The sequence below is a fragment of the uncultured Treponema sp. genome (assembly GCF_946187725.1).
Taxonomy (GTDB): Bacteria; Spirochaetota; Spirochaetia; order Treponematales; family Treponemataceae; genus Treponema_D.
The window spans coordinates 36,694-56,264 of record NZ_CAMHSK010000011.1 but is presented as its reverse complement, the minus strand read 5'-3'; the positions used below and the strand labels follow the sequence as shown (position 1 = coordinate 56,264).

17 protein-coding genes are annotated in these 19,571 nt (G+C 43.6%); 10 read left to right on the top strand and 7 right to left on the bottom strand.

Annotated features, from left to right (window positions below):
* Positions 1-11: 11 nt before the first annotated feature.
* Together Q0Q74_RS06375 and Q0Q74_RS06370 are read left to right on the top strand one after the other, a co-directional pair.
* On the top strand, positions 12-1,466 hold the full coding sequence (locus tag Q0Q74_RS06375) for a glycoside-pentoside-hexuronide (GPH):cation symporter (protein WP_294429460.1): 1,455 nt from the start codon (positions 12-14) through the stop codon (positions 1,464-1,466).
* Positions 1,467-1,613: 147 nt separating this feature from the next.
* On the top strand, positions 1,614-3,461 hold the full coding sequence (locus Q0Q74_RS06370) for a phosphoenolpyruvate carboxykinase (GTP) (protein WP_294429459.1): 1,848 nt from the start codon (positions 1,614-1,616) through the stop codon (positions 3,459-3,461).
* Between the two features lie 147 nt (positions 3,462-3,608).
* On the opposite strand, the gene Q0Q74_RS06365 is transcribed toward Q0Q74_RS06370, so the two are convergent.
* Positions 3,609-4,991 carry an MATE family efflux transporter gene (locus tag Q0Q74_RS06365; protein WP_294429458.1) on the bottom strand — a complete coding sequence of 461 codons (1,383 nt, stop codon included), beginning with the start codon at positions 4,989-4,991 and terminating at the stop codon, positions 3,609-3,611.
* Between the two features lie 96 nt (positions 4,992-5,087).
* Here Q0Q74_RS06365 and Q0Q74_RS06360 point away from each other — a divergent pair, with 96 nt between their 5' ends.
* Entirely contained in the window at positions 5,088-5,621 is a 534-nt protein-coding gene (locus Q0Q74_RS06360) for a hypothetical protein (protein ID WP_294429457.1), read from the top strand.
* Here Q0Q74_RS06360 and Q0Q74_RS06355 read toward each other — a convergent pair.
* On the bottom strand, positions 5,618-6,745 hold the full coding sequence (locus Q0Q74_RS06355) for an endonuclease/exonuclease/phosphatase family protein (protein ID WP_294429456.1): 1,128 nt from the start codon (positions 6,743-6,745) through the stop codon (positions 5,618-5,620). The genes Q0Q74_RS06360 and Q0Q74_RS06355 overlap by 4 nt on opposite strands.
* Before the next feature lie 107 nt (positions 6,746-6,852).
* On the opposite strand from Q0Q74_RS06355, the gene Q0Q74_RS06350 reads away from it, so the two are divergent.
* Positions 6,853-8,898, top strand: a complete 2,046-nt coding sequence (locus tag Q0Q74_RS06350) for a SpoIIE family protein phosphatase (protein WP_294429455.1) — start codon at positions 6,853-6,855, stop codon at positions 8,896-8,898.
* 122 nt (positions 8,899-9,020) lie between these two features.
* On the opposite strand, the gene Q0Q74_RS06345 is transcribed toward Q0Q74_RS06350, so the two are convergent.
* The 3 genes from Q0Q74_RS06345 to Q0Q74_RS06335 all read right to left on the bottom strand — a co-directional run bounded on the left by Q0Q74_RS06345 (position 9,021) and on the right by Q0Q74_RS06335 (position 10,753).
* Complete coding sequence (locus Q0Q74_RS06345; protein ID WP_294429454.1) at positions 9,021-9,320, bottom strand: STAS domain-containing protein; 300 nt, start codon at positions 9,318-9,320, stop codon at positions 9,021-9,023.
* 38 nt (positions 9,321-9,358) lie between these two features.
* Complete coding sequence (locus tag Q0Q74_RS06340; RefSeq protein ID WP_294429453.1) at positions 9,359-10,348, bottom strand: SUMF1/EgtB/PvdO family nonheme iron enzyme; 990 nt, start codon at positions 10,346-10,348, stop codon at positions 9,359-9,361.
* A gap of 135 nt (positions 10,349-10,483) precedes the next feature.
* On the bottom strand, positions 10,484-10,753 hold the full coding sequence (locus Q0Q74_RS06335; protein WP_294429452.1) for a hypothetical protein: 270 nt from the start codon (positions 10,751-10,753) through the stop codon (positions 10,484-10,486).
* A 202-nt stretch (positions 10,754-10,955) separates the two neighbouring features.
* Between Q0Q74_RS06335 and Q0Q74_RS06330 the strand changes: the two genes are divergently transcribed.
* The 3 genes from Q0Q74_RS06330 (at position 10,956) to Q0Q74_RS06320 (ending at position 14,149) form a co-directional block, all read left to right on the top strand.
* Positions 10,956-11,570 carry a redox-sensing transcriptional repressor Rex gene (locus tag Q0Q74_RS06330; RefSeq protein ID WP_294429451.1) on the top strand — a complete coding sequence of 205 codons (615 nt, stop codon included), beginning with the start codon at positions 10,956-10,958 and terminating at the stop codon, positions 11,568-11,570.
* A 211-nt stretch (positions 11,571-11,781) separates the two neighbouring features.
* Positions 11,782-12,957, top strand: coding sequence for a 3-phosphoserine/phosphohydroxythreonine transaminase (gene serC, locus Q0Q74_RS06325; protein ID WP_294429450.1), 1,176 nt, complete (start codon positions 11,782-11,784; stop codon positions 12,955-12,957).
* A 13-nt stretch (positions 12,958-12,970) separates the two neighbouring features.
* Positions 12,971-14,149 carry a phosphoglycerate dehydrogenase gene (locus tag Q0Q74_RS06320; protein WP_294429449.1) on the top strand — a complete coding sequence of 393 codons (1,179 nt, stop codon included), beginning with the start codon at positions 12,971-12,973 and terminating at the stop codon, positions 14,147-14,149.
* A gap of 299 nt (positions 14,150-14,448) precedes the next feature.
* On the opposite strand, the gene Q0Q74_RS06315 is transcribed toward Q0Q74_RS06320, so the two are convergent.
* On the bottom strand, positions 14,449-15,621 hold the full coding sequence (locus tag Q0Q74_RS06315; protein WP_294429448.1) for a phosphoribosylaminoimidazolecarboxamide formyltransferase: 1,173 nt from the start codon (positions 15,619-15,621) through the stop codon (positions 14,449-14,451).
* A gap of 127 nt (positions 15,622-15,748) precedes the next feature.
* Between Q0Q74_RS06315 and Q0Q74_RS06310 the strand changes: the two genes are divergently transcribed.
* Positions 15,749-16,705 carry a DMT family transporter gene (locus tag Q0Q74_RS06310; protein WP_294429447.1) on the top strand — a complete coding sequence of 319 codons (957 nt, stop codon included), beginning with the start codon at positions 15,749-15,751 and terminating at the stop codon, positions 16,703-16,705.
* Here Q0Q74_RS06310 and Q0Q74_RS06305 read toward each other — a convergent pair.
* Positions 16,702-18,138, bottom strand: coding sequence for an RluA family pseudouridine synthase (locus Q0Q74_RS06305; RefSeq protein ID WP_294429446.1), 1,437 nt, complete (start codon positions 18,136-18,138; stop codon positions 16,702-16,704). The genes Q0Q74_RS06310 and Q0Q74_RS06305 overlap by 4 nt on opposite strands.
* Before the next feature lie 108 nt (positions 18,139-18,246).
* Between Q0Q74_RS06305 and Q0Q74_RS06300 the strand changes: the two genes are divergently transcribed.
* Both Q0Q74_RS06300 and gluQRS read left to right on the top strand, forming a co-directional pair.
* A complete protein-coding gene (locus Q0Q74_RS06300; protein WP_294429445.1) occupies positions 18,247-18,555 on the top strand; it encodes a hypothetical protein in 309 nt (102 codons plus the stop codon).
* Positions 18,555-19,493 (top strand): tRNA glutamyl-Q(34) synthetase GluQRS, encoded by a 939-nt coding sequence (gene gluQRS, locus Q0Q74_RS06295; protein ID WP_294429444.1) that lies wholly within the window; start codon positions 18,555-18,557, stop codon positions 19,491-19,493. The genes Q0Q74_RS06300 and gluQRS overlap by 1 nt, the downstream gene beginning before the upstream one ends.
* Positions 19,494-19,571: the final 78 nt, after the last annotated feature.

Here is a 19,571-nt window from a genome sequence, read left to right as displayed (position 1 = left end):
AGGAGAATCCTATGTTAGGACTAAAGGAAAAGGCTTCGTATGGTCTTGGTGCTGTTGGAAAAGACATGGTTTACATGCTTTCTGCCAGCTATATTCTGTATTATTTTCAGGATATCATGGGCGTTAGTGCCGTTGCGATGGGTATAATTCTGCTTGCTGCACGAATTTTTGACGCATTCAATGACCCGATTATGGGTGTTATTGTTGCAAAAACAAAAACCCGCTGGGGCAAATTTCGTCCGTGGCTTTTAATCGGTACGCTTACAAATGCTGTCGTTCTCTTCCTTATGTTCTCTGCTCCACCTTGTATCGATGCAAAAGGTCTTGTAGCTTATGCTGCTGTCACTTACATCGTTTGGGGCATTACCTACACAATGATGGATATTCCTTACTGGTCAATGATTCCTGCTTTCACTAACGGCGGAAAAGAGCGCGAAGGTCTTACAACTTTGGCTCGAAGCTGTGCTGGTGTCGGTGCTGCAATCATTTCTATCGCCACAATGATTATTGTTCCTCTTCTTGGAAAAATGATTGGCGGCAATGCTACTGCTGAACAGGCCTCTCGTTTTCCAGGCTCTCAGTGGCATGAATTCATCGGATTCAAATATTTCACTCTTGGTGTTGCAGTTCTTTTCGTTATTTTCACTTTGATTCTCTGTATCGCAATCAAAGAAAAATCAACTGTTGACATGAAAACTCCTTCAATGGGTGAAATGTTCCGTGCACTTTTGCGAAATGACCAGGCAATGACTGTTGTTATTACGATTGTTGTTATCAATGTTGCGCTTTACATCACTTCAAACCTTGTAATCTACTTCTTCAAGTATGATTTGGGCGGCACAAACTGGAATGACGGTTATGCACTGTTCAATATGGTCGGTGGCGGCACACAGATTCTTGCGATGATGCTTTTGTATCCTCTCTTGAGAAGTGGCTTGAAGTTGAGCAATACAAAGATTTTCTATGTTAGCGTTGGAATGAGCATTATCGGCTATATCGCTTTGCTTGCAATGGCTTCAATCGGTGTAAATTCTGTAGTTCCATTCCTGATTCCTGGTGTGCTCGTAATGGCAAGTGCAGGTGTAAACAATGTAATCATCACTGTCTTCCTTGCAAATACAGTTGATTATGGTGATTTGAAGAATAAACGCCGCGATGAAAGCGTTATCTTCTCTATGCAGACTTTCGTTGTAAAACTTGCTTCAGGAATTTCGGCATTCATCGCTTCAATCGCTCTTTCTGTCCTTAATTTGAAGAATGTTGCAGACGATGTTCCTGATTATGTCAAAATTGATTTTTCAGAAGGCGTTGATGCAGCTTCAAAAATGGGCTTGCGCATGGTAATGACACTTGTTCCAATCCTGGTTCTGATTGTCGGTGTAATTATCTTCAGAAGTAAATTCATTTTGACAGATAGCAAAGTCGAAGAGATTTCTGCTGAGTTGAAAGCCCGCAACGAAAACTAAAAAATCGGCTTAAATAGAAGAATTGCCTGCACTTAACCGTGCGGGCAATTTTTTTTGTCCACACGGCTTTTTTTTCACTTCCATATTCACAATTCGCAAAAATCGTGGTATAATCTTTTTCAAATCGAACTTTATAGGAGCGATACAATGACACTTGATGAAATCAAAAACCCGAAAATCAAAGCTTGGGTTGAAGAATGTGTTAAGATGTGTGAACCAGACAGCGTTTATGTATGTGATGGTTCTACTGAAGAGTATGACCGATTGATGAAAAAATGCGTCGATGCAGGTCTTGCTACTCCACTTGCAAAAAAGCCTAACAGCTTCTTGTTCCGTTCACTTCCAAGCGATGTAGCTCGCGTTGAGGGCCGAACATTCATTTCTTCTGTAAAACAGGAAGATGCAGGTCCAACAAACAACTGGATTGACCCGGTTGAGCTCAAGGCAACAATGAAAGGTTTGTACAAAGGTTGTATGCACGGCCGCACAATGTACGTAATCCCATTCTGCATGGGTCCACTCGGCTCACCAATCTCAAAGAACGGTATTGAGCTTACTGACTCTGAGTACGTTGTTCTCAACATGGACATCATGACTCGCGCAGGCAAAAAAGTTCTCGACATCATCGGTACAGACGGTGAATTCGTTCCTTGTTTGCACTCAGTTGGTAAACCACTCAACAACGGCGAAAAAGACAACGGCATTTGGCCTTGTGCAGATGTTGAGCACAAATACATCTCTCAGTTCCCAGAAGAGCACCTCATCTGGTCTTACGGTTCAGGATACGGCGGAAACGCTTTGCTCGGCAAAAAATGTTTCGCTCTCCGAATCGCTACTGTTCTGGCTCGTGAAGAAGGCTGGCTCGCTGAGCACATGCTCATCCTCAAGCTCACAAACCCAGAGGGCAAAGTTAAATACGTTACTGGCGCATTCCCATCAGCTTGTGGTAAAACAAACTTGGCTATGCTTATCCCAACAATCCCAGGCTGGAAAGTTGAGACAATCGGTGACGACATCGCTTGGATGAAATTCGGCAAAGACGGTCGCTTGTACGCTATCAACCCAGAGGCAGGCTTCTTCGGCGTTGCTCCAGGAACTTCTGCTGAGTCTAACAAAAACGCTCTTATCTCTGCTTCAAAGAACACAATCTTCACAAACTGTGCTCTTACAGAAGACGGCGATGTTTGGTGGGAACAGATTGGTTACCCAGCTAAGGGCAAGCTCGTTGACTGGAAAGGCCAGACTCGTGACGCTCTTCCAAAAGACAAATCACCAAAAGGCGAGGAATTCGCTCATCCAAACGCACGATTCACAGCACCTGCAAAACAGTGTCCGTGTATCGCTCCAGAGTGGGAAAACCCAGAGGGCGTTCCAATCTCTGCTATCCTCTTCGGTGGTCGCCGCCCATCAACTGTACCTCTCGTACACCAGAGCCGCAACTGGAATCACGGTGTATTCTTGGGTTCTATCGTTGGTTCAGAAATCACAGCAGCATCTACAATCGATGCTTCACAGGTTGGTAAAATCCGCCGTGACCCATTCGCTATTCTCCCATTCTGTGGATACAACATGGGCGACTACTTCCAGCACTGGATTGACGTTGGTGCAAAAGCTGATCAGGACAAATTGCCAAAGATCTTCTACGTTAACTGGTTCCGCAAGGACGAGAACAACAAAGAGCTTCCAGGCGGATTCATGTGGCCAGGCTACGGCGACAACTCACGCGTTCTCGCATGGATTTTCGACCGCTGCGACGGAAAAGACAACTATGTTGACACACCAATCGGCTTCATGCCAAAAGAGGGTGCTATCAACACAGACGGATTGCCTGAGTACTACAAAAAGACTCTCCCACAGATTCTCAATGTGGACAAAGAGGGCTGGTTGAAGGAAGTTAAAGACATCCGCGAGAACCACTATCCAAAATTCGGCAAACACTTGCCAAAAGAGCTCACAGCCTGCTTGGATGACCTCGAAGCTCGTCTTTCAAAATAAGCTCGCTTGAGCAAATAAGTTAAACTTAGCTGTTTAATTTAAAACCACAGATGTCACAGATTGCACAGATTAGATTTTTAATCCGTGTAATCTGAGTAATCTGTGGTTTATTTTTTTTATCCCTTTTATCGTGATTATTTTTTTGAATTAGTTGTTTTCTTTTGTAAAATCCCTTGTGATGTTTTTTATCCATTTTTTGTTTTTGTAATGTATGATGTTGAAAATCATTTTTTCCCATTCATCGAGATACATAATCAGGTAAACGGTCAATGGTGGAAGATGGAGGACGAAGGCACAGATAAAGCCGAGCGGAACCGAAACTGCCCACATTGCAAAGGTGTCTAGGATAAGACCGAATTTCGCATCTCCGCCGGCACGGAAAACTCCGCAAATCAGGACCGTATTGATTACGGCTCCAACAAGCGAAATGCTGTTTATGTACAGCAGTGGCGTGAGGTATGCGGAGGCCTGCTCGTTCAAATCTGCTATTTTAAAAAGAAGCGGCTTGCACGCTAAGAGTACGACAGCTTCAAGCAATCCGACAAAAATTGTGCTTTTTACGAGCCTGGAAGCGTTTCTCGAAACCAGAGCCATTTGGTTTGCTCCCATCTGTTTTCCTAAAAGAATTGCACCGCCGTAAGCCATTCCGAATGCAAGAACGCTCGTGAGGTTTCTTATTACACTGACGACCGAATTTGCTGCAACCAAATCTGCTCCAAGATGCCCCATGATTACCGCATACATTGACCAGCCCGCACCCCAGATTGCTTCGTTTCCGATTGCCGGCATGGAAAAATGAACGAAATCTTTAAAAAGAACGGAATTCCGTCTGAAAAGAAGTTTTGGTGAGAAGGAGATTTCCTTGATTCTCCTGCAGACAAACACGCAGATGGCGAATTCGAGAAATCTTGAAATGCTTGTTGCAAGGGCGACGCCTTTTACTCCCATTTTTGGTGCACCGAAAAGACCGAAAATGAAAACGGCGTTTAAGAAAATATTGATGAGAAGGGCTGTCGTTGTGATTGCCGTGACTGTTTTTACATGCTCAATACTTTTAAGGACGGCCTGGTAAATCTGCGAGAAAGCGAGGATGAAGAACCCGATTCCTGCGATTTTAAGGTAGTCGCTTCCGATTGCGATAAGAGTTTTGTCATCGGTGAATATTTTCATCAGGTGATGAGGAATGAAAAATGACAGCAGTGAAAAGACGAGACCGACAAATCCTGCTAGCTTGACCGCAATTGAAAATATCGTTTCGATTGAGTAAGTGTCTTTTTTCCCCCAGTATTGAGCCGCAAGCATGACGACACCGGAAGAAAATCCAATGAAAAAAAGGAAAAGAATGAACTGAATGTAGGAGGCAAGATTTACAGCCGCGATAGCATTTTGCCCGACATATCCAAGCATGACGACATCAGCAGAACTGACCGCCGCTGAAATAAGATTTTGAAGGGCAATTGGCGTAACGATTTTTGCAAGAGAGCGGTAAAACTGCTTAGACTCCTGCTTTTGTTCTAATGTCGTATTCATATAAGACAGATATTATACCATGCTGCCAGAAAATTAAACAGCATCGCGCCTGTTCGCTGCGTTGAAATTTATCAGCTTTTCACCGATAATAAAAATATGATTAAGACTTATGAAATTGATTTGGAAGATTCTCTCGTCGAAAAAGCGTCAGAACTTTTTGAGACTCTTGGAACTGATATTGATGTTGCAATCGCGATTTTTTTGAAGCAGGCTCTTTTACGAAAAGGTTTTCCGTTTGAAGTTGCAATCCCGGAAGATTCTGCCGGTGGAGAAGACCTGAGCAAGTCAGAAAATGCTTGTGAAAGCCAATTTGAAGATGATTTGCACGGTGGTGTTTCTGAGGAAGAAGAATGTAATGTTGCGACCGTAACGAGCGAATCTTCTGTCTCTCCAGAAATTGCAGCTCGCGTTGCCGCAAATGAGGCTCTTGTGGCTGAAATGAGGAATGAAATCGGAGATAAAGAAGTCACCCCGGAATTTGATCAAAATGAGGACGACGGAACTCACGGAGACTACGATTCGACTGAAGTGAAAAACGGCGATGATGACGAAGATGAGGATGAAAACACGCCCGACAACCTTTTTGATGCATGGGATGTGGGCGATGAAGAAGAAATCGGTTGCCGCTAGAAGGTAACTTTGCAGGTGATTGGGAAATGGTCTGAGTAGCCCTGATTGTTTTTCAAACTGTAGTAATATGGATGATTGTTTGAATAGACCCATTCACCTGAACCTTCCGCGCAGAAATCTTCTATTTTAATGTTTCCGGCTGCAAAGAAGTGGTCGATTCGTTCCCAATCATTGTTGTACCAGTAACTTCCGGGTGTCTGATACTCGCCATTTTCCTGAATCCACGGTGAGTAGACCGCAAAATCAGATTCCCCATTCAGCATAATGTTTTCATCATTTTCTATAGAATTATTAATGCTTGCCTCAATCAGTTCAAATTCCGAAATATCCATGTTGAAATCTCCAGTGGCAAGAAGCGGCTGGTTTTCCGCACTGGCTTCGGACATGAGCTTTGCGAGCAGTTTTTCCTGTTTTTCACGGCATGTCTTTGAAAATGCGCTGTCGTTTCGTTTGCTGTTCCAGTGATTTACAAAAATCGTGAGGGTTCGGCCTTCTTTGTATACAGAAAATTTAATAATCGGGCGAGTTGATTTTGGTGAGCCGTAATCAATCGCGTGCACTGAAGTTTCACCAATCGGGTAGCGGGAAATTACCGCACAACCAAGTGAGCTTCCATAATTGGCCGCAAAGAATGCCTTTTTATAGCTTGCTGATGAAGAAAAATTGCCGGCAAGCCTGTTTGCGATATCTTGAAGCTGTTCTTCTTTTTCAAGTTCCTCGAAAGTGATTACATCCGCATCGATGGTCTTTATGACTGAAGCGAGCCGTTCAAGCCGGGCATTGTATTTTTCTTCAGTCCAGCCGCTATCTGCATTCTTGTATTCGTCATATTCATTTCCGTCATAAACTGCGTCAAAAAAAGTCTGAAGGTTCCAGTTCATGATTTTAAGGCTCTGCGGTTCAGATTCGGATTTTTGTTCGGTTTGACCGCCGGGAGACTCTTCCTGCTGCTCAGATTGAGCGTCATCTTGTTGTTCACTTTCCTGCTCCGTGCCCTGCGTGGTGGGCGAAACCGTTTTCCAATCTTTGCTTTCAGAGCATGAGAATAAAAGCAAAAACACTGCGAAAATTGCGGCAAAAAGCCCCTGATTAAAAAATGTCTTCTTAAAATTTATTTTCTTCATACCTATATATTAGAGTTAAAAATCACTTTTCGGCAATCTCAAGGCAAAAAAAATAGAAAAAAATCGATTTTTTTTTAATTCCGCTTTATAATATAAGGGGGAATCCTATGAAACGAAAAATTCACTTGTCTGTCCTGTCTGTTAAGCTGCTTGCCTTTGCATCTCTGTTTGGCATTTTCATGTTTGCAATCATCAGTTTCATGAGTTATAAAGAATTTAAAAAGCAACTTGAAGGCGTTTACGGTGACAGTACAAAGCAGTTTGCTCAGACAGCCATTTCTTATGTTGATAGCGAACGAATTTCTTACTGGCTCACTGAAGGAAATGACGGTCTTTGGGATTCAACGAATCAGCGATTAAACGAACTTACCGAAACGGCTGAAATCGCTTTCATCTATCTTACAGTTGTTGCTCCTGATTACACTTCGCGGACTTACATTTTTGATACGGTCAACAGTCTTGTTGCGAGTGAGCCTTATCCTCTCGGTTATGTTGAATCACTTGCCAAAAAAAATGCTGTGTATATTGAAAATCTCAGGCGCATTATAGAAAACGGCGAATCATTAAGTTTCTTTTCTTACAAAAAATCTGGCGGCCATGTCACGACTTCTGTTCCTGTGCGTGATTTTACAGGAAAGGTTGTTGCCGTTCTGAGTGTTGTAAAGCCAATGAAGGAAGTTGAGGCATACATTCATAATTATCTGCGTCCAACTCTCATAGCGGCTCTTGTATTTACGCTTTTGTTCATCTTGCTGTACGCCCTTTCGCTTTTGCTCAGTGTAATCAAGCCACTCATGCTTATAATCGATGAAACCACTCATTTTGCGGAGCATCACGGTGAACTTTCCGGCGTATTGAAAAAAATCAAAAATCGGGATGAACTGGGGCTGCTTGCGAAATCCGTCGAAAAGATGAGCGGGGACATGAACCGTTATATTTCTGATTTGACTCAAGCCACTGCAGAACGGGAACGAATCGGAGCTGAGCTAAATGTCGCCACAAAGATTCAGGCTGAAATGTTGCCGCGCGTTTTCCCTCCATATAAAAATCATCCTGAAATCTCCCTTTTTGCTTCTATGTCACCGGCAAAGGAAGTCGGCGGTGATTTCTATGATTTTTTCATGATTGACGATGATCATTTTACTGTTGTTGTGGCAGATGTTTCTGGTAAGGGAGTTCCTGCCGCTCTTTTCATGGTCGTTGCAAAAACTCTTTTAAAAGAAGCAGCTTTCCGCTTTAAGACACCAGCTGAAATATTCGACCATGTGAACAGGGCACTTTGCGAGGGCAATGAGTCCGGGCTTTTTGTCACCTGCTGGATGGCGATTCTTGAACTTTCCACCGGCAAACTGACTTTTTCAAATGCAGGTCATACAGCCCCGGTAATCTGCAAAGGCGGCGAGGTTTCTTATCTTGAATCTAAGCCGAATCTCATGCTTGCGGCGATGGAAGGAATCCCGTATCAAAATCATGAAATTTCAATTCTTCCTGGCGATAAACTTTTCCTCTATACGGACGGTGTTACTGAAGCAACTGACAGTGCCAATCAGCTTTACGGTGAAGAACGGCTTCTTTCGGTTTTGAAGCGGGATGAGGCTTTTAAAATGAGTCCTAAGGAAATTGTTGATTTTGTTCGTAAAGACATCGATGGCTTTGTAAATGGAGCTGACCAGTTTGATGATATTACCATGCTCGAAATGGAGTTTATTGGAAATCCTGATTTAAAAAATGAAAATGGAGGGGCTGCAAAGATGAGTGAACTGACAATCACTGCTGAAGACTGTAATATCGAAAAAGTCAATGATTTTATACATTCATGCCTGCCAGAAAATTGTTCGCCGATTTTGATAAATAAGATAGATCTTGCCGTTGAAGAAATTTTCGTGAATATAGCCCATTATGCTTACACTCCAGAGGTCGGAGAAGCACGCGTTTCTGCCGCTTTTGCTGACAATGTGCTGACCATGATTTTTAAAGATAAAGGTAAGCCTTTCAATCCGATTGCAAAGCAGGATCCTGATTTAAGCCTGAGTGCCGAAGAGCGTGAAATCGGTGGTCTTGGAATCTTTTTGACGAAGAAATTTATGGACATCGTTGAATACGAATATGCCGACGGACAGAATATTCTGACGATTAAAAAAGCAATTGAATAGAGCAGGGGAGCGTTCGGTTAAATGGTGCGCGTGGGGCTGTGAATTTGCAGAAATGAGCATTCACTTGATACATGGTGGTTTCGACAAGCTCAACCACCACATTTTTTGCTCATCCCCAAATCTTATTCGAATATAAGGATTGAATCCATGCCGGTTGCACTGAGCACCTGACGGCAGAATTCTGACGGTTCTTTGATGACCATTTTGCCGCCAGTTGGAAGCATGATTTTGTGCGCAAGGAGAATAACCCGAAGACCTGCACTGGACACATATTCAATATCCTTCAGGTTGAGATGAAGTGTTTGTTTTGCAGGTTCGATTGCTTTGAGGGCCATTTCGAGTTCAGGAGCTGTGTTTGTATCCAGTCGGCCGGCAACTACCAGTTCAAGTCCATCTGAAGTTTTGTTCTGTGTTATTGTCATATTTTCTTCCTTATATATCCTTGTTGTGCTTATTATGACTATCTCTTTAAATTTGGGTCGTTAAGATTTGTCTGGCAGATTCTGAAGCCAAGACTGCTGCTTTTGCCTGCAGGAGCACTTGCACTCCTGTAGAAGACGGTGCATTGCGGGGCATCGTCGAGCCAGCTTCCGCCTCGTTTTACATGCATGTTGCCGATTTGCGGACCATGCGGATTTAGCTGAGACTTTGTGGGAAAATCATTTTCAAAGTAATCCCAGCACCATTCGGTAACATTACCGCACATGTCGAACAGTCCAAGTGAGTTGGGGGCTTTTGTGCCGACCGTGTGAGAGTTAATGTTGCTGTTTTCTCCGTACCATGCCACTTTATCGATGTCTGAATTGCCTGCAAAAGAGAATGGATCACAGTTTTTGCCACCACGGGCTGCGAATTCCCATTCTGCTTCTGTGGGCAGACGAAAACCATTTGCAAGGAAGTTGCAGCTGATACGCTTCCAGACCGGGCTTGTTGAATCAAATGCTCTGAGGTCAGTGATTGTACCGATGCTGTAACACGGAGTAAGATTTTTGCGTGCGCTGAGAATGTTGCAGAAGATTACGGCTTCGCACCAGTTTACCATTTCGACAGGCTTGTCTTCGCCTTGAAGTTTGGACGGATTTTGGCCTGTAATATGAAAGTATTGCCTTTGCGTGACAGGGGTTTCTGAAAGGAAGAAACTTGTAAGATTGACGACGCAATTTGAGGCTGCACCGCCCATGAGGAATTCTCCGCCTTCAATAGCAATCATTTTTGGAACATCGTTGTTTGCGGCATTTGACTTTGAGTTTACAAAAGGATTAACATCGGTTGATTTAACGACGCGAACTGGTTTGCCGCATTGAGAGCAGAATCTGTCGATTGCACTTAAATTTGCTCCACATTCCGTGCAAGAACGGCAAATTTTAAGCGAGCCGACAGGAAAACCGCAGTGGCTGCAGAAATTTGCTTCATCAGGGAGGGATGTTTTGCATTTTACACAACTAATCATGTTTTGCTCCAAAAAGTTATTCCATTATAGCATGATTTTAAAAAAAGTATACAAGAGAAGTAATATTCTGAAAAAAAATCCGCCGTCAGAATGAAGCGTACTTCAAATTGACGGCGGAAAATCTCCGATGTTCGTTCAGCTGAATCCGAATTTAATCGCTCTGTAAGTCGGTTTTACTCCGTCAGCACCGCCACCCAAATCGAAAGCCTGTTTGTAATTGTTTGTGTTGTAGGTGAGAGAGCTCTTTGAAACTTTTACAGTTTTTGATGAGTTTGCGAGAATTGTAAAGGTTCCGCTTGTTGTGTTTGAATCACCTTCATTGATGTCGGCAATTTCTGAGCATCCTGACAAAACGAGCGCAGCAGCAAGACCAGCACCCATAATTGTCTTCAAACATTTTTTCATACATTCCCCCTTTTTGAATGTAAAAAGTAAGATAATTCTTATAAACAGTATCAAATGTAAATCTCTGCATTTTTCTTTGTAGAATTTGTAATATTCTGACATTTTTGCGGTTTTTTCTCTAAAAAATATGTCAGAAAACTCCAAAATTTTAAAAAGACTTTTTTCGGATGACAGACTGAGCGATTTAAGATATAAAAGTTATATGAAAAAAATTCCTGCGCCGTCCAAAAAAAGACTCATTGTTCTTGAAAGACTTCTCTCTCAGCTTGAAAAAGAAAAGGTGACTTCTGTTGAATTGAGCGCGTTGACTGGCTGGGGTAAAGCTACGATTCGCCGAGACATTTCCTTGCTTGAGCTTCATAATGGGGTGAGCAACGGCTACGATATAAAAATTTTGCAGGACGCGATCCGGCAGGCTTTTGGAATAGAATATAATGAACAGGAAAAGCACCGGTGCTGCATCGTTGGACTGGGCAAGCTTGGAGCGGCACTACTTGAATCTTCGGTTTTCGAAGGAACTTCCTTTGAGCTTGCGGCGGGTTTTGATACAAATATGAATAAAATTGAAATCATGAAGTCAGCCATTCCTCTTTTTCCGACCCTTGATTTAGAAAAAAAGATTCACTCTCTCAAAATTGAATATGCCGTTCTTGCCGTGCCGGACGAAAAAGCCCAGTTTATGGCAGAAAGGTTGGTGGAAGCTGGTGTAAAAGGAATTGTCAATTATACAAATGTTGTTCTCTCTCTCCCAAAAGATATAAGAGTAGAAAATGTGAATACAGTAATTGTCCTGACCGGAATGGCCGCAAAACAGTAATACTGTGAAATATTTCACAATAAATTGCACAAATTTCGCCACTTTCATTGACCTTGTTCCTGCAAATCTTTAAACTCTAGTCATAAATTCTGTGAAATATTTCACTGAAACGCTGATACCGGGTTTTAGGGCGTAGCCCTAGGCGAAGGGGGTGTCGGCGCAACGAAGTGCGACGCAGGGGGAAGGCTTTCCCCCTCAATAGGAGAAAAAAATGGCACGAGTCTACAATTTTAGTGCGGGTCCTTCTTGCTTGCCGGAAGAGGTTTTGAAAGAGTGTGCGGCAGAAATGCTTGATTACAACGGAACAGGTCAGTCCGTAATGGAAATGAGTCACCGCTCGAAGGCTTATGAGCCAATCATCGAAGATGCAGAGAAAATGGTCCGCAAATTGATGAATGTTCCTGAGAACTACAAAGTTCTTTTTGTTCAGGGCGGCGGTTCTACACAGTTCGCAATGGTTGCTCAGAACTTGGGTATCAAAAATAAAAAAGCTGCTTACATCGAGACTGGTGTTTGGGCAAAAAAAGCTGCTGCTGAGGCAAAAAAACTCGGAATCGCAGTTGATGTAATCGCTTCTTCAAAAGACAAGAATTATTCTTACATTCCAAAAGTTGAGAAAGTAACTGGCGACTACGACTACGTTTACATCTGTTTCAACAACACAATCATGGGAACTCACTACGAGTACATCCCTGAGACTGGCGACATTCCATTGGTTGCCGACATTTCTTCATGCGTTTTGAGTGAGCCACTTGATGTAACAAAATTCGGTTTGCTTTTCGCAGGTGCTCAGAAAAACCTGGCTCCAGCTGGCGTTACACTCGTAATCGTCCGCGAAGACTTGATTCCTGAAGCCGCTGATTGCTTGCCAGGAACACCGACAATGCTCGCTTACAAAACACACGCTGACAACGGCTCAATGTACAATACACCACCATGCTATACAATCTATGTTTTGGACAAGGTTCTTCACTGGATTGAAAAGAACGGCGGTGCAGATGGAATGCTCAAACGCAACAAGGAAAAGGCTGAATACCTTTACAACTACCTCGACAACAACGAGGGCAATTTCTACCATGCCACAACAGAAAAGGGTAGCCGCTCTTTGATGAATGTTCCTTTCCTCACAAAATACTCAACTGCAGAAACTGCTGCTGCCGGAAAGAAAGACGAAGCTGACCGCACAGACGCAGAAAAAGCAGCACTCGCAAAAGAAAAGGAAATCAACGACAAGTTCGTTAAAGAAGCTGCCGCAGCCGGCCTCGTAAACCTCAAAGGTCATCGCCTCGTAGGTGGTATGCGAGCATCAATCTACAACGCAATGACTTTGGACGGAGTTAAAGCTCTCGTTGAGTTCATGAAGAAATTCGCAAAAGAGAACGCATAATTTGGAGAATAAAATGTACAAGATTCAGACTTTAAATAAAATCAGTGCAATCGGCTTGGAAAACTTTCCTCGCGATGACTATGAAATCGCTACTGACATTAATAACCCGGACGCAATTCTTGTTCGCTCTGCTGAAATGCATGGAATGGAGCTTGGGGAGTCAGTTAAGGCTGTAGGACGAGCTGGTGCTGGTGTAAACAATATTCCTTGCGAAGAACTCGCTGCAAAAGGCGTCGTAGTATTCAATACACCGGGTGCAAACGCAAACGCTGTAAAAGAGCTTGTTATCCTCGGCCTTTTGCTTTCTAGTCGCCCGGCAGTTGCCGCAAACAAATGGGTTGCAGGCTTGGCTGGTAAAGGTGATGAGATTCCTGCCCTCGCAGAAAAAGGCAAATCTCAGTTCGTTGGACCAGAGCTTAAAGGAAAAACTTTGGGCGTTATCGGTTTGGGTGCAATCGGTGCAATGGTTGCAAACACAGCAATTGCTTTGGGAATGAACGTAATCGGCTACGATCCATTCCTTTCTGTAAAAGCAGCTCTCGCCCTCGACCGCAATGTAAAAATCTCTGACACACTCGAAGGCGTTTACACAAAATCTGACTACATCACAGTTCATGTTCCACAGACAAACGACACAAAGGGCATGATTAACGCTTCTTCAATCAAAACAATGAAAGACGGCGTTCGCATCGTAAACTTTGCTCGTGGTGGCTTGGTTAACAACGCTGATGTACTTGCAGCTTTGAACTCAGGTAAAGTTGCAGCTCTCATCACTGATTTCGCAGACGAAGAACTTCTTAAATGCGACAAAGTAATCTGCTTGCCACACTTGGGTGCTTCAACTCCAGAAGCAGAAGACAACTGTGCAATAATGGCAGTAAAAGAGCTTCGTGACTTCCTCGAACTCGGCGAAATTCGCAATTCAGTCAACTTCCCGAAGACATTCTTGAACAATGTGATTCCTGCAAACGGAACACGACTTTGTATTGCACACAAAAATGTTCCGAACATGATTGCTCAGTTCACAACAGTTCTTGGTAACGCAAAACTCAACATTGCAAGCATGGTTGACCAGAACAAGAACGATTTGGCTTATGCACTCATCGATGTTGACGGAAAAGTTGAAGGCGAAACACTCAAAGCATTCGAGTCAATCGAAGGCGTAATCAAAGTTCGCCCGATTTACGCATAAGATTTGGTGCAAATCAACTCTCTGCCGCTGTTCCGCCCTTCGCTCACGCTCATTGCCGTAAACGGCAACTGCGGGGCTCCATAGCGGAGCGGCATAAAATGAAAAGCCACACAGTTTCGCTCTGTGTGGCCATTTTTTTGCTGTGTGCCCGCTTCCGTGCGGGCATTTTGCATTTATATTAATGATGGAACACTCGAACAAAAATTACATCCATGTAATTTTTGATTCGTACGAGAATTTTCTTGCGAAAATTCTCTCTGTGCTTATCACCCGCCTCCATGCGGGCATTATCTTACAAACTAGTGATGAAAGAGGCGGATTCCGTTGAAGCACATTACCATGTTGTACTTGTCTGCGGTTTCGATAACCTGATCGTCACGGACGCTTCCGCCTGGCTGTGCTACAACTGTAACGCCGCTCTTTCTTGCCCGCTCGATGTTGTCTCCGAATGGGAAGAATGCGTCACTTCCTACGGCTACATTTGTGTTTTTGTCGAGCCAAGCGCGTTTTTCTTCGCGTGTGAAAACTTCTGGCTTAACTTTGAAAATATTCTGCCATTTGCCTTCAGCAAGAACATCCTCGTACTCATCACCAATGTAAACGTCAATTGCGTTGTCGCGGTCTGCTCGTTTGATTCCGTCAACGAACTGCAAGCCAAGAACTTTCGGAGACTGGCGCAACCACCAGTTGTCGGCTTTCTGACCTGCGAGACGTGTACAGTGAACGCGGCTCTGCTGGCCTGCACCGATACCGATTGCCTGACCGTCTTTTACATAGCAGACTGAATTTGACTGAGTGTATTTAAGTGTAATCAGCGCGATGATAAGGTTGTGCTTGTCATCTTCGCTCAGAGTTTTGTTTTTCGTAACGATGTTTGAAAGGCAAGACTCGTCAATTTTGAGGAAATTGTGTCCCTGCTCGAATTTAACGCCGAAAACCTGTTTTACTTCTGTTGCAGGCGGTACATAGTTCGGGTCAATCTGAATAATGCAGTAATTTCCGTTCTTTTTTGCCTTGAGGATTTCAAGTGCTTTTGGTGAATATGAAGGTGCAACGATTCCGTCAGAAACTTCTTTTTTAATCAAAAGGGCTGTGGCCTCGTCACATTCATCGCTCAAAGAAATGAAATCTCCGAAAGAGCTCATACGGTCTGCTCCACGGGCGCGTGCATAAGCCGAAGCGAGTGGTGTAAGTTCAACACCGTCTGTAAAGTAAATTGATTTAAGTGTGTCTGAAAGAGGCTTTCCGACAGCGGCTCCGGCCGGACTTACATGCTTGAAACTTGTTGCGGCAGGAAGACCTGTTGCTTCTTTAAGTTCCTTTACAAGCTGCCATCCGTTCAATGCGTCGAGCAGGTTGATATATCCCGGTCTTCCATTCAAAACTGTGATTGGAAGATCGCCTTCATCTACATAAACCTTTGCAGGCTTCTGGTTTGGATTGCATCCGTATTTAAGTTCGAATTCTTTCATGATGTAGAGAATATCAGAAATCAAAAAAAAATACAATTTCTTAAACGAAACTTTATGAAAACCGATGGCTTTCTTCCTTTTTATAGAATTGTGGCTTCAATCCGTGTTTTTTGCTACAATCTTCTCCATGACAAAAAAAATTAACATCACCGGGCTTTTCTTCGCTTCTATTTCCGTGTTCATCTGGGGAATCACATTTGTTTCGACAAAATATCTTTTGCGTTCCTTTTCGTCTTATGAAATCCTCGTTATCAGGTTTCTTCTTGCATATATTGGGCTTTGGGTTTTAAAGCCGGGGCTGCTCAAACTGTCTGCGAAAAAACAGGAGCTTTATTTTATGCTCGCGGGATTTTCTGGCGTCACGGCTTATCAGTTCATGGAAAACATGGCGATTTCGTATACATCAGCATCGAATGTCAGCATTATTGTTTCTATCTGCCCGATTTTTACAGCTATTTTTGCGCAGATTTTTTTGAAAGAGCACCATCTGACAGGGTGTTTTATCATCGGTTTTCTGCTCGCGATTTTAGGAGTCGCACTGGTTAGCTTTAACGGCGTCGTGGAATTCAATCTCAATCCAAAGGGTGACTTCCTTGCCCTTGCGGCGGCCTTGAGCTGGGGTGTTTACTCGTTGTGCGTGTCAAAAATCAATGCCCTGCAACTCGATTCAATTCAGGTGACCCGGCGTATTTTCTTCTGGGCTATAATTTTCATGCTCCCAATCGGGATTTTCTCACTTGCTCGTTTCGGTGCATTCGTTCCTTCAGCCCCAGATTTTCAGATTCCTGGCAGCATTTCCGTGATTTTTGATTCTTTCTTTAATAAGAGCCGTTTTTTTAATCCGCTTAACTGGCTCAATCTGTGCTTTTTAGGTCTGGGGGCGAGTGCCTTCTGTTTTGCCGCATGGAATGTTGCCTGTGAGAAACTCGGAACAGTGCGCGCAACCGTCGGCATTTATTTGATTCCTGTCGTCACGATTGTGTTTGCGTTTTTTGCACTCGGCGAAAAAATCTCGTTGATGGGCGCAATTGGTGCCGTGCTTACGATTGCCGGCCTCTTCGTGAGCGAGATAAAAAAATCTTAAAACTCCGGATTGCACTCAATCGTCATTGGCTCGGCTGTGACTGGGTGCGTGAAAGTGACTTTCCGTGCGTGGAGCATGAGCCGCTCACCTTCATCGCATTTTCCGTAGAGAGTGTCTCCTATAATCGGCACGCCAAAGCCGTGAGCGTCCGCGCTTGCAAGCCTAAGCTGATGAGTGCGCCCTGTGTGCGGCATAAAAAGTACCCGCGTGGCATTCCGTGTTGAGCCGTCTGGCGCATGATACCGCTCAACGCCCAAAATTTCCCATTCAGTGACCGCACTTTTGCCGTTTTCTGCATCCCAAATCTGGTGCGGACGGTTTTCGACATCAAGCCTGAAAAAAAGCTCCATCTGACCGTGCTGTGCAATTCCTTTTTTGGCAAGCACGCCGTCAAGCAGTGCGACATATTCTTTTTGAACGGTTTTTGCCTCAAATTGCTGCATAAGTTTGTGATGTGTCTCTTTTGTAAATGCAAGAATCATCACGCCGCTGGTTTCCAGGTCGAGACGGTGAACTGCACACTGTGCGATTTCAACTTTGTCGCCGAAAAGCCGCTTAAATCGAGACTCAATACAGTCCTGCTTGTCTTCTCCACGACCGGGAACGCTCAAAAGCCCAGACTGCTTGTTCACAACGCAAATCGCCTCGTCACGATATAAAATCCGCAAGCCCAGCATGGCAGGAAGCAGGATTCCGCATCGTTCATCGCAAGGGGGAGTTAAGTTAGCAGTTAGCGGTGAGCAGTGAGAAGTTGAGTGAGGAGTTTCTGCCAGTGAAATAGGAATCAATTCGTGCGAAAAGGCATAATCTAAGAGTTTCGGTGCGCAACAGTCACCAGTTCCAGTCGGAGGCAATTTGCCGCCGTTATAAATTCCGCAAATCTCTTTGAGCGACCGAACCTTCCCATCAATGCAATGAAACTTATAAAGTGCATGAACTTTTGACAAAGACTCATCACACAATTTTTCTCGCTGTTTACGCAATTCTTTCAATTGCTCATTGCTCATTGCTAATTGCTCATTGTTAATTTTTTTCGTTATTTCATGAATTTCTCTATCATTCTCAGAAAGTGCAGCTTCAATCTGCCCTGCCGAAACAATCGGCCCTACAAAAACAACTCCCCCCAAAACACTAGGACGAGTGAGCGAAGCGAACAATGTCCCGTTATAATTGCTAACTGCTAATTGCTCACTGCTAACTGCTAATTGCTCACTGCTAATTCTAAACTGTTTTGCGTTCCCAGAGTTTGTCACCAAATTGACTTCATCGCCGTTTTTATTTTTACAGACGAGCGCGCCCAGCATCACCCCCTGATTCTTTCGTTCTTCACTCGGTCGGGCTACCTGTACAAGTTCAATTTTGCCTTCTTCGAGCGACTGAATTAAATCTTTTAAAACTGCGGCTGCTTTTTCTTGTGGAAGTGGTGGAAACATATTGTGATTATTCTATAATGGAAATGAAAAATAAAGAAGTGCCAAAAACTTTCCGAAAATATAAACGGGTGATTTTTATTGGGGCGTTTAATGCGCAAGGGGGATAAAATGACTATCGTTATTGATGAATCTAAAATCGTTCAGAATGTTAAGAGCGTTTCGATTTTGCTCGTGATTGCAGCGGTTTTTTCTTTTCTAATCGGTTCAAACAAAATCTTCAAATTCAGTGAATCAAATCCTGTCATGTATGAGATGAATTACAACCGTCTTTCTGTTCCTGGAAAGGGAATGGCGACTTCAATGAAAAAAACTGGCGAAGTTCAGTCAAAAGTTCTTGGACCTCACCGTGGAAGAGGAAAGGGCGGTTCTAAGTTCTTTGATGAAGTCGAAAAAGTTCACGGAAAAAGTTCAAAATAATGCGTGGACGCTTTGCTCCTTCTCCAAGCGGGCGAATGCACTTGGGAAATGTGTATTCTGCCTTGCTTTCATATCTTTCTGCAAAAAAAACTGGCGGCGAGTGGATTTTACGAATCGAAGATCTTGACCGTCAGCGCTGTAAAAAAGAGTATTCCTCTCAGCTTATTGAAGATTTGCTCTGGCTCGGCCTCAAATGGGATAATTTTTCAGCGAGCGAGGGTGGACTTTCCGGCGAGTTTTACCAGTCGAATCGCGATTCTTTCTATATAAGAGCTTTCGATTTGCTTTGTGAAAAAGGCCTTGTTTACGATTGTTTTTGCACTCGTGCCGATTTGCTTTCATCATCAGCGCCGCACGCAAGTGACGGAAAATCAGTCTATTCAGGGAAGTGCCGCAACCTTTCAGAATCCGAAAAATCTCTTTTATACAGTGTGCGTCTTCCGGCAAAAAGAATCATTGTTGAAGACAGGACTTGTTCTTTTTTTGACGGCCATTATGGAAATCAGAATTGCGACCTCTCTCGTGATTTGGGCGACTTTATAATCCGCCGTTCTGACGGAAACTTTTCATATCAGCTTGCCGTCGTGGTTGATGATGCTCTTATGGGCGTGAATCAGGTTGTTCGCGGCCGGGATTTGATTTCTTCGACCTTCAATCAGCTTTATCTTTATGAAAAACTCGATTTCCATCAGCTCCCGCAATTTTTTCATCTTCCTCTTTTGCTGAGTGCTGACGGTCGCCGTCTTTCCAAGCGTGACAAGGACACTGACATGGGCTTTTTGCGAGAGAATTTTACCAGTGAACAATTGATTGGAAAAATCCTATTTCTCTGCGGCTGCCTCGAAAAAGAAGAGAAACTGTCGCTTGAAGAGGCCGTAAGTGCCTTTGACTGGCAGAAAGTCAAAAAAGAAGATGTTGTGATTGAATCACAGGAATAAGGCTGTCTCTCATTCACCTTGAATATTTATTCACATTATCGTATACTTAATGAATATTTATGTAATAAATTTGCATAA

Coding starts and splice junctions, on each gene's coding strand:
- Q0Q74_RS06375 (WP_294429460.1), top strand. CDS start 12: ATGTTAGGACTAAAGGAAAAGGCTTCGTATGGTCTTGGTGCTGTTGGA.
- Q0Q74_RS06370 (WP_294429459.1), top strand. CDS start 1,614: ATGACACTTGATGAAATCAAAAACCCGAAAATCAAAGCTTGGGTTGAA.
- Q0Q74_RS06365 (WP_294429458.1), bottom strand. CDS start 4,991: ATGAATACGACATTAGAACAAAAGCAGGAGTCTAAGCAGTTTTACCGC.
- Q0Q74_RS06360 (WP_294429457.1), top strand. CDS start 5,088: ATGATTAAGACTTATGAAATTGATTTGGAAGATTCTCTCGTCGAAAAA.
- Q0Q74_RS06355 (WP_294429456.1), bottom strand. CDS start 6,745: ATGAAGAAAATAAATTTTAAGAAGACATTTTTTAATCAGGGGCTTTTT.
- Q0Q74_RS06350 (WP_294429455.1), top strand. CDS start 6,853: ATGAAACGAAAAATTCACTTGTCTGTCCTGTCTGTTAAGCTGCTTGCC.
- Q0Q74_RS06345 (WP_294429454.1), bottom strand. CDS start 9,320: ATGACAATAACACAGAACAAAACTTCAGATGGACTTGAACTGGTAGTT.
- Q0Q74_RS06340 (WP_294429453.1), bottom strand. CDS start 10,348: ATGATTAGTTGTGTAAAATGCAAAACATCCCTCCCTGATGAAGCAAAT.
- Q0Q74_RS06335 (WP_294429452.1), bottom strand. CDS start 10,753: ATGAAAAAATGTTTGAAGACAATTATGGGTGCTGGTCTTGCTGCTGCG.
- Q0Q74_RS06330 (WP_294429451.1), top strand. CDS start 10,956: ATGAAAAAAATTCCTGCGCCGTCCAAAAAAAGACTCATTGTTCTTGAA.
- serC (WP_294429450.1), top strand. CDS start 11,782: ATGGCACGAGTCTACAATTTTAGTGCGGGTCCTTCTTGCTTGCCGGAA.
- Q0Q74_RS06320 (WP_294429449.1), top strand. CDS start 12,971: ATGTACAAGATTCAGACTTTAAATAAAATCAGTGCAATCGGCTTGGAA.
- Q0Q74_RS06315 (WP_294429448.1), bottom strand. CDS start 15,621: ATGAAAGAATTCGAACTTAAATACGGATGCAATCCAAACCAGAAGCCT.
- Q0Q74_RS06310 (WP_294429447.1), top strand. CDS start 15,749: ATGACAAAAAAAATTAACATCACCGGGCTTTTCTTCGCTTCTATTTCC.
- Q0Q74_RS06305 (WP_294429446.1), bottom strand. CDS start 18,138: ATGTTTCCACCACTTCCACAAGAAAAAGCAGCCGCAGTTTTAAAAGAT.
- Q0Q74_RS06300 (WP_294429445.1), top strand. CDS start 18,247: ATGACTATCGTTATTGATGAATCTAAAATCGTTCAGAATGTTAAGAGC.
- gluQRS (WP_294429444.1), top strand. CDS start 18,555: ATGCGTGGACGCTTTGCTCCTTCTCCAAGCGGGCGAATGCACTTGGGA.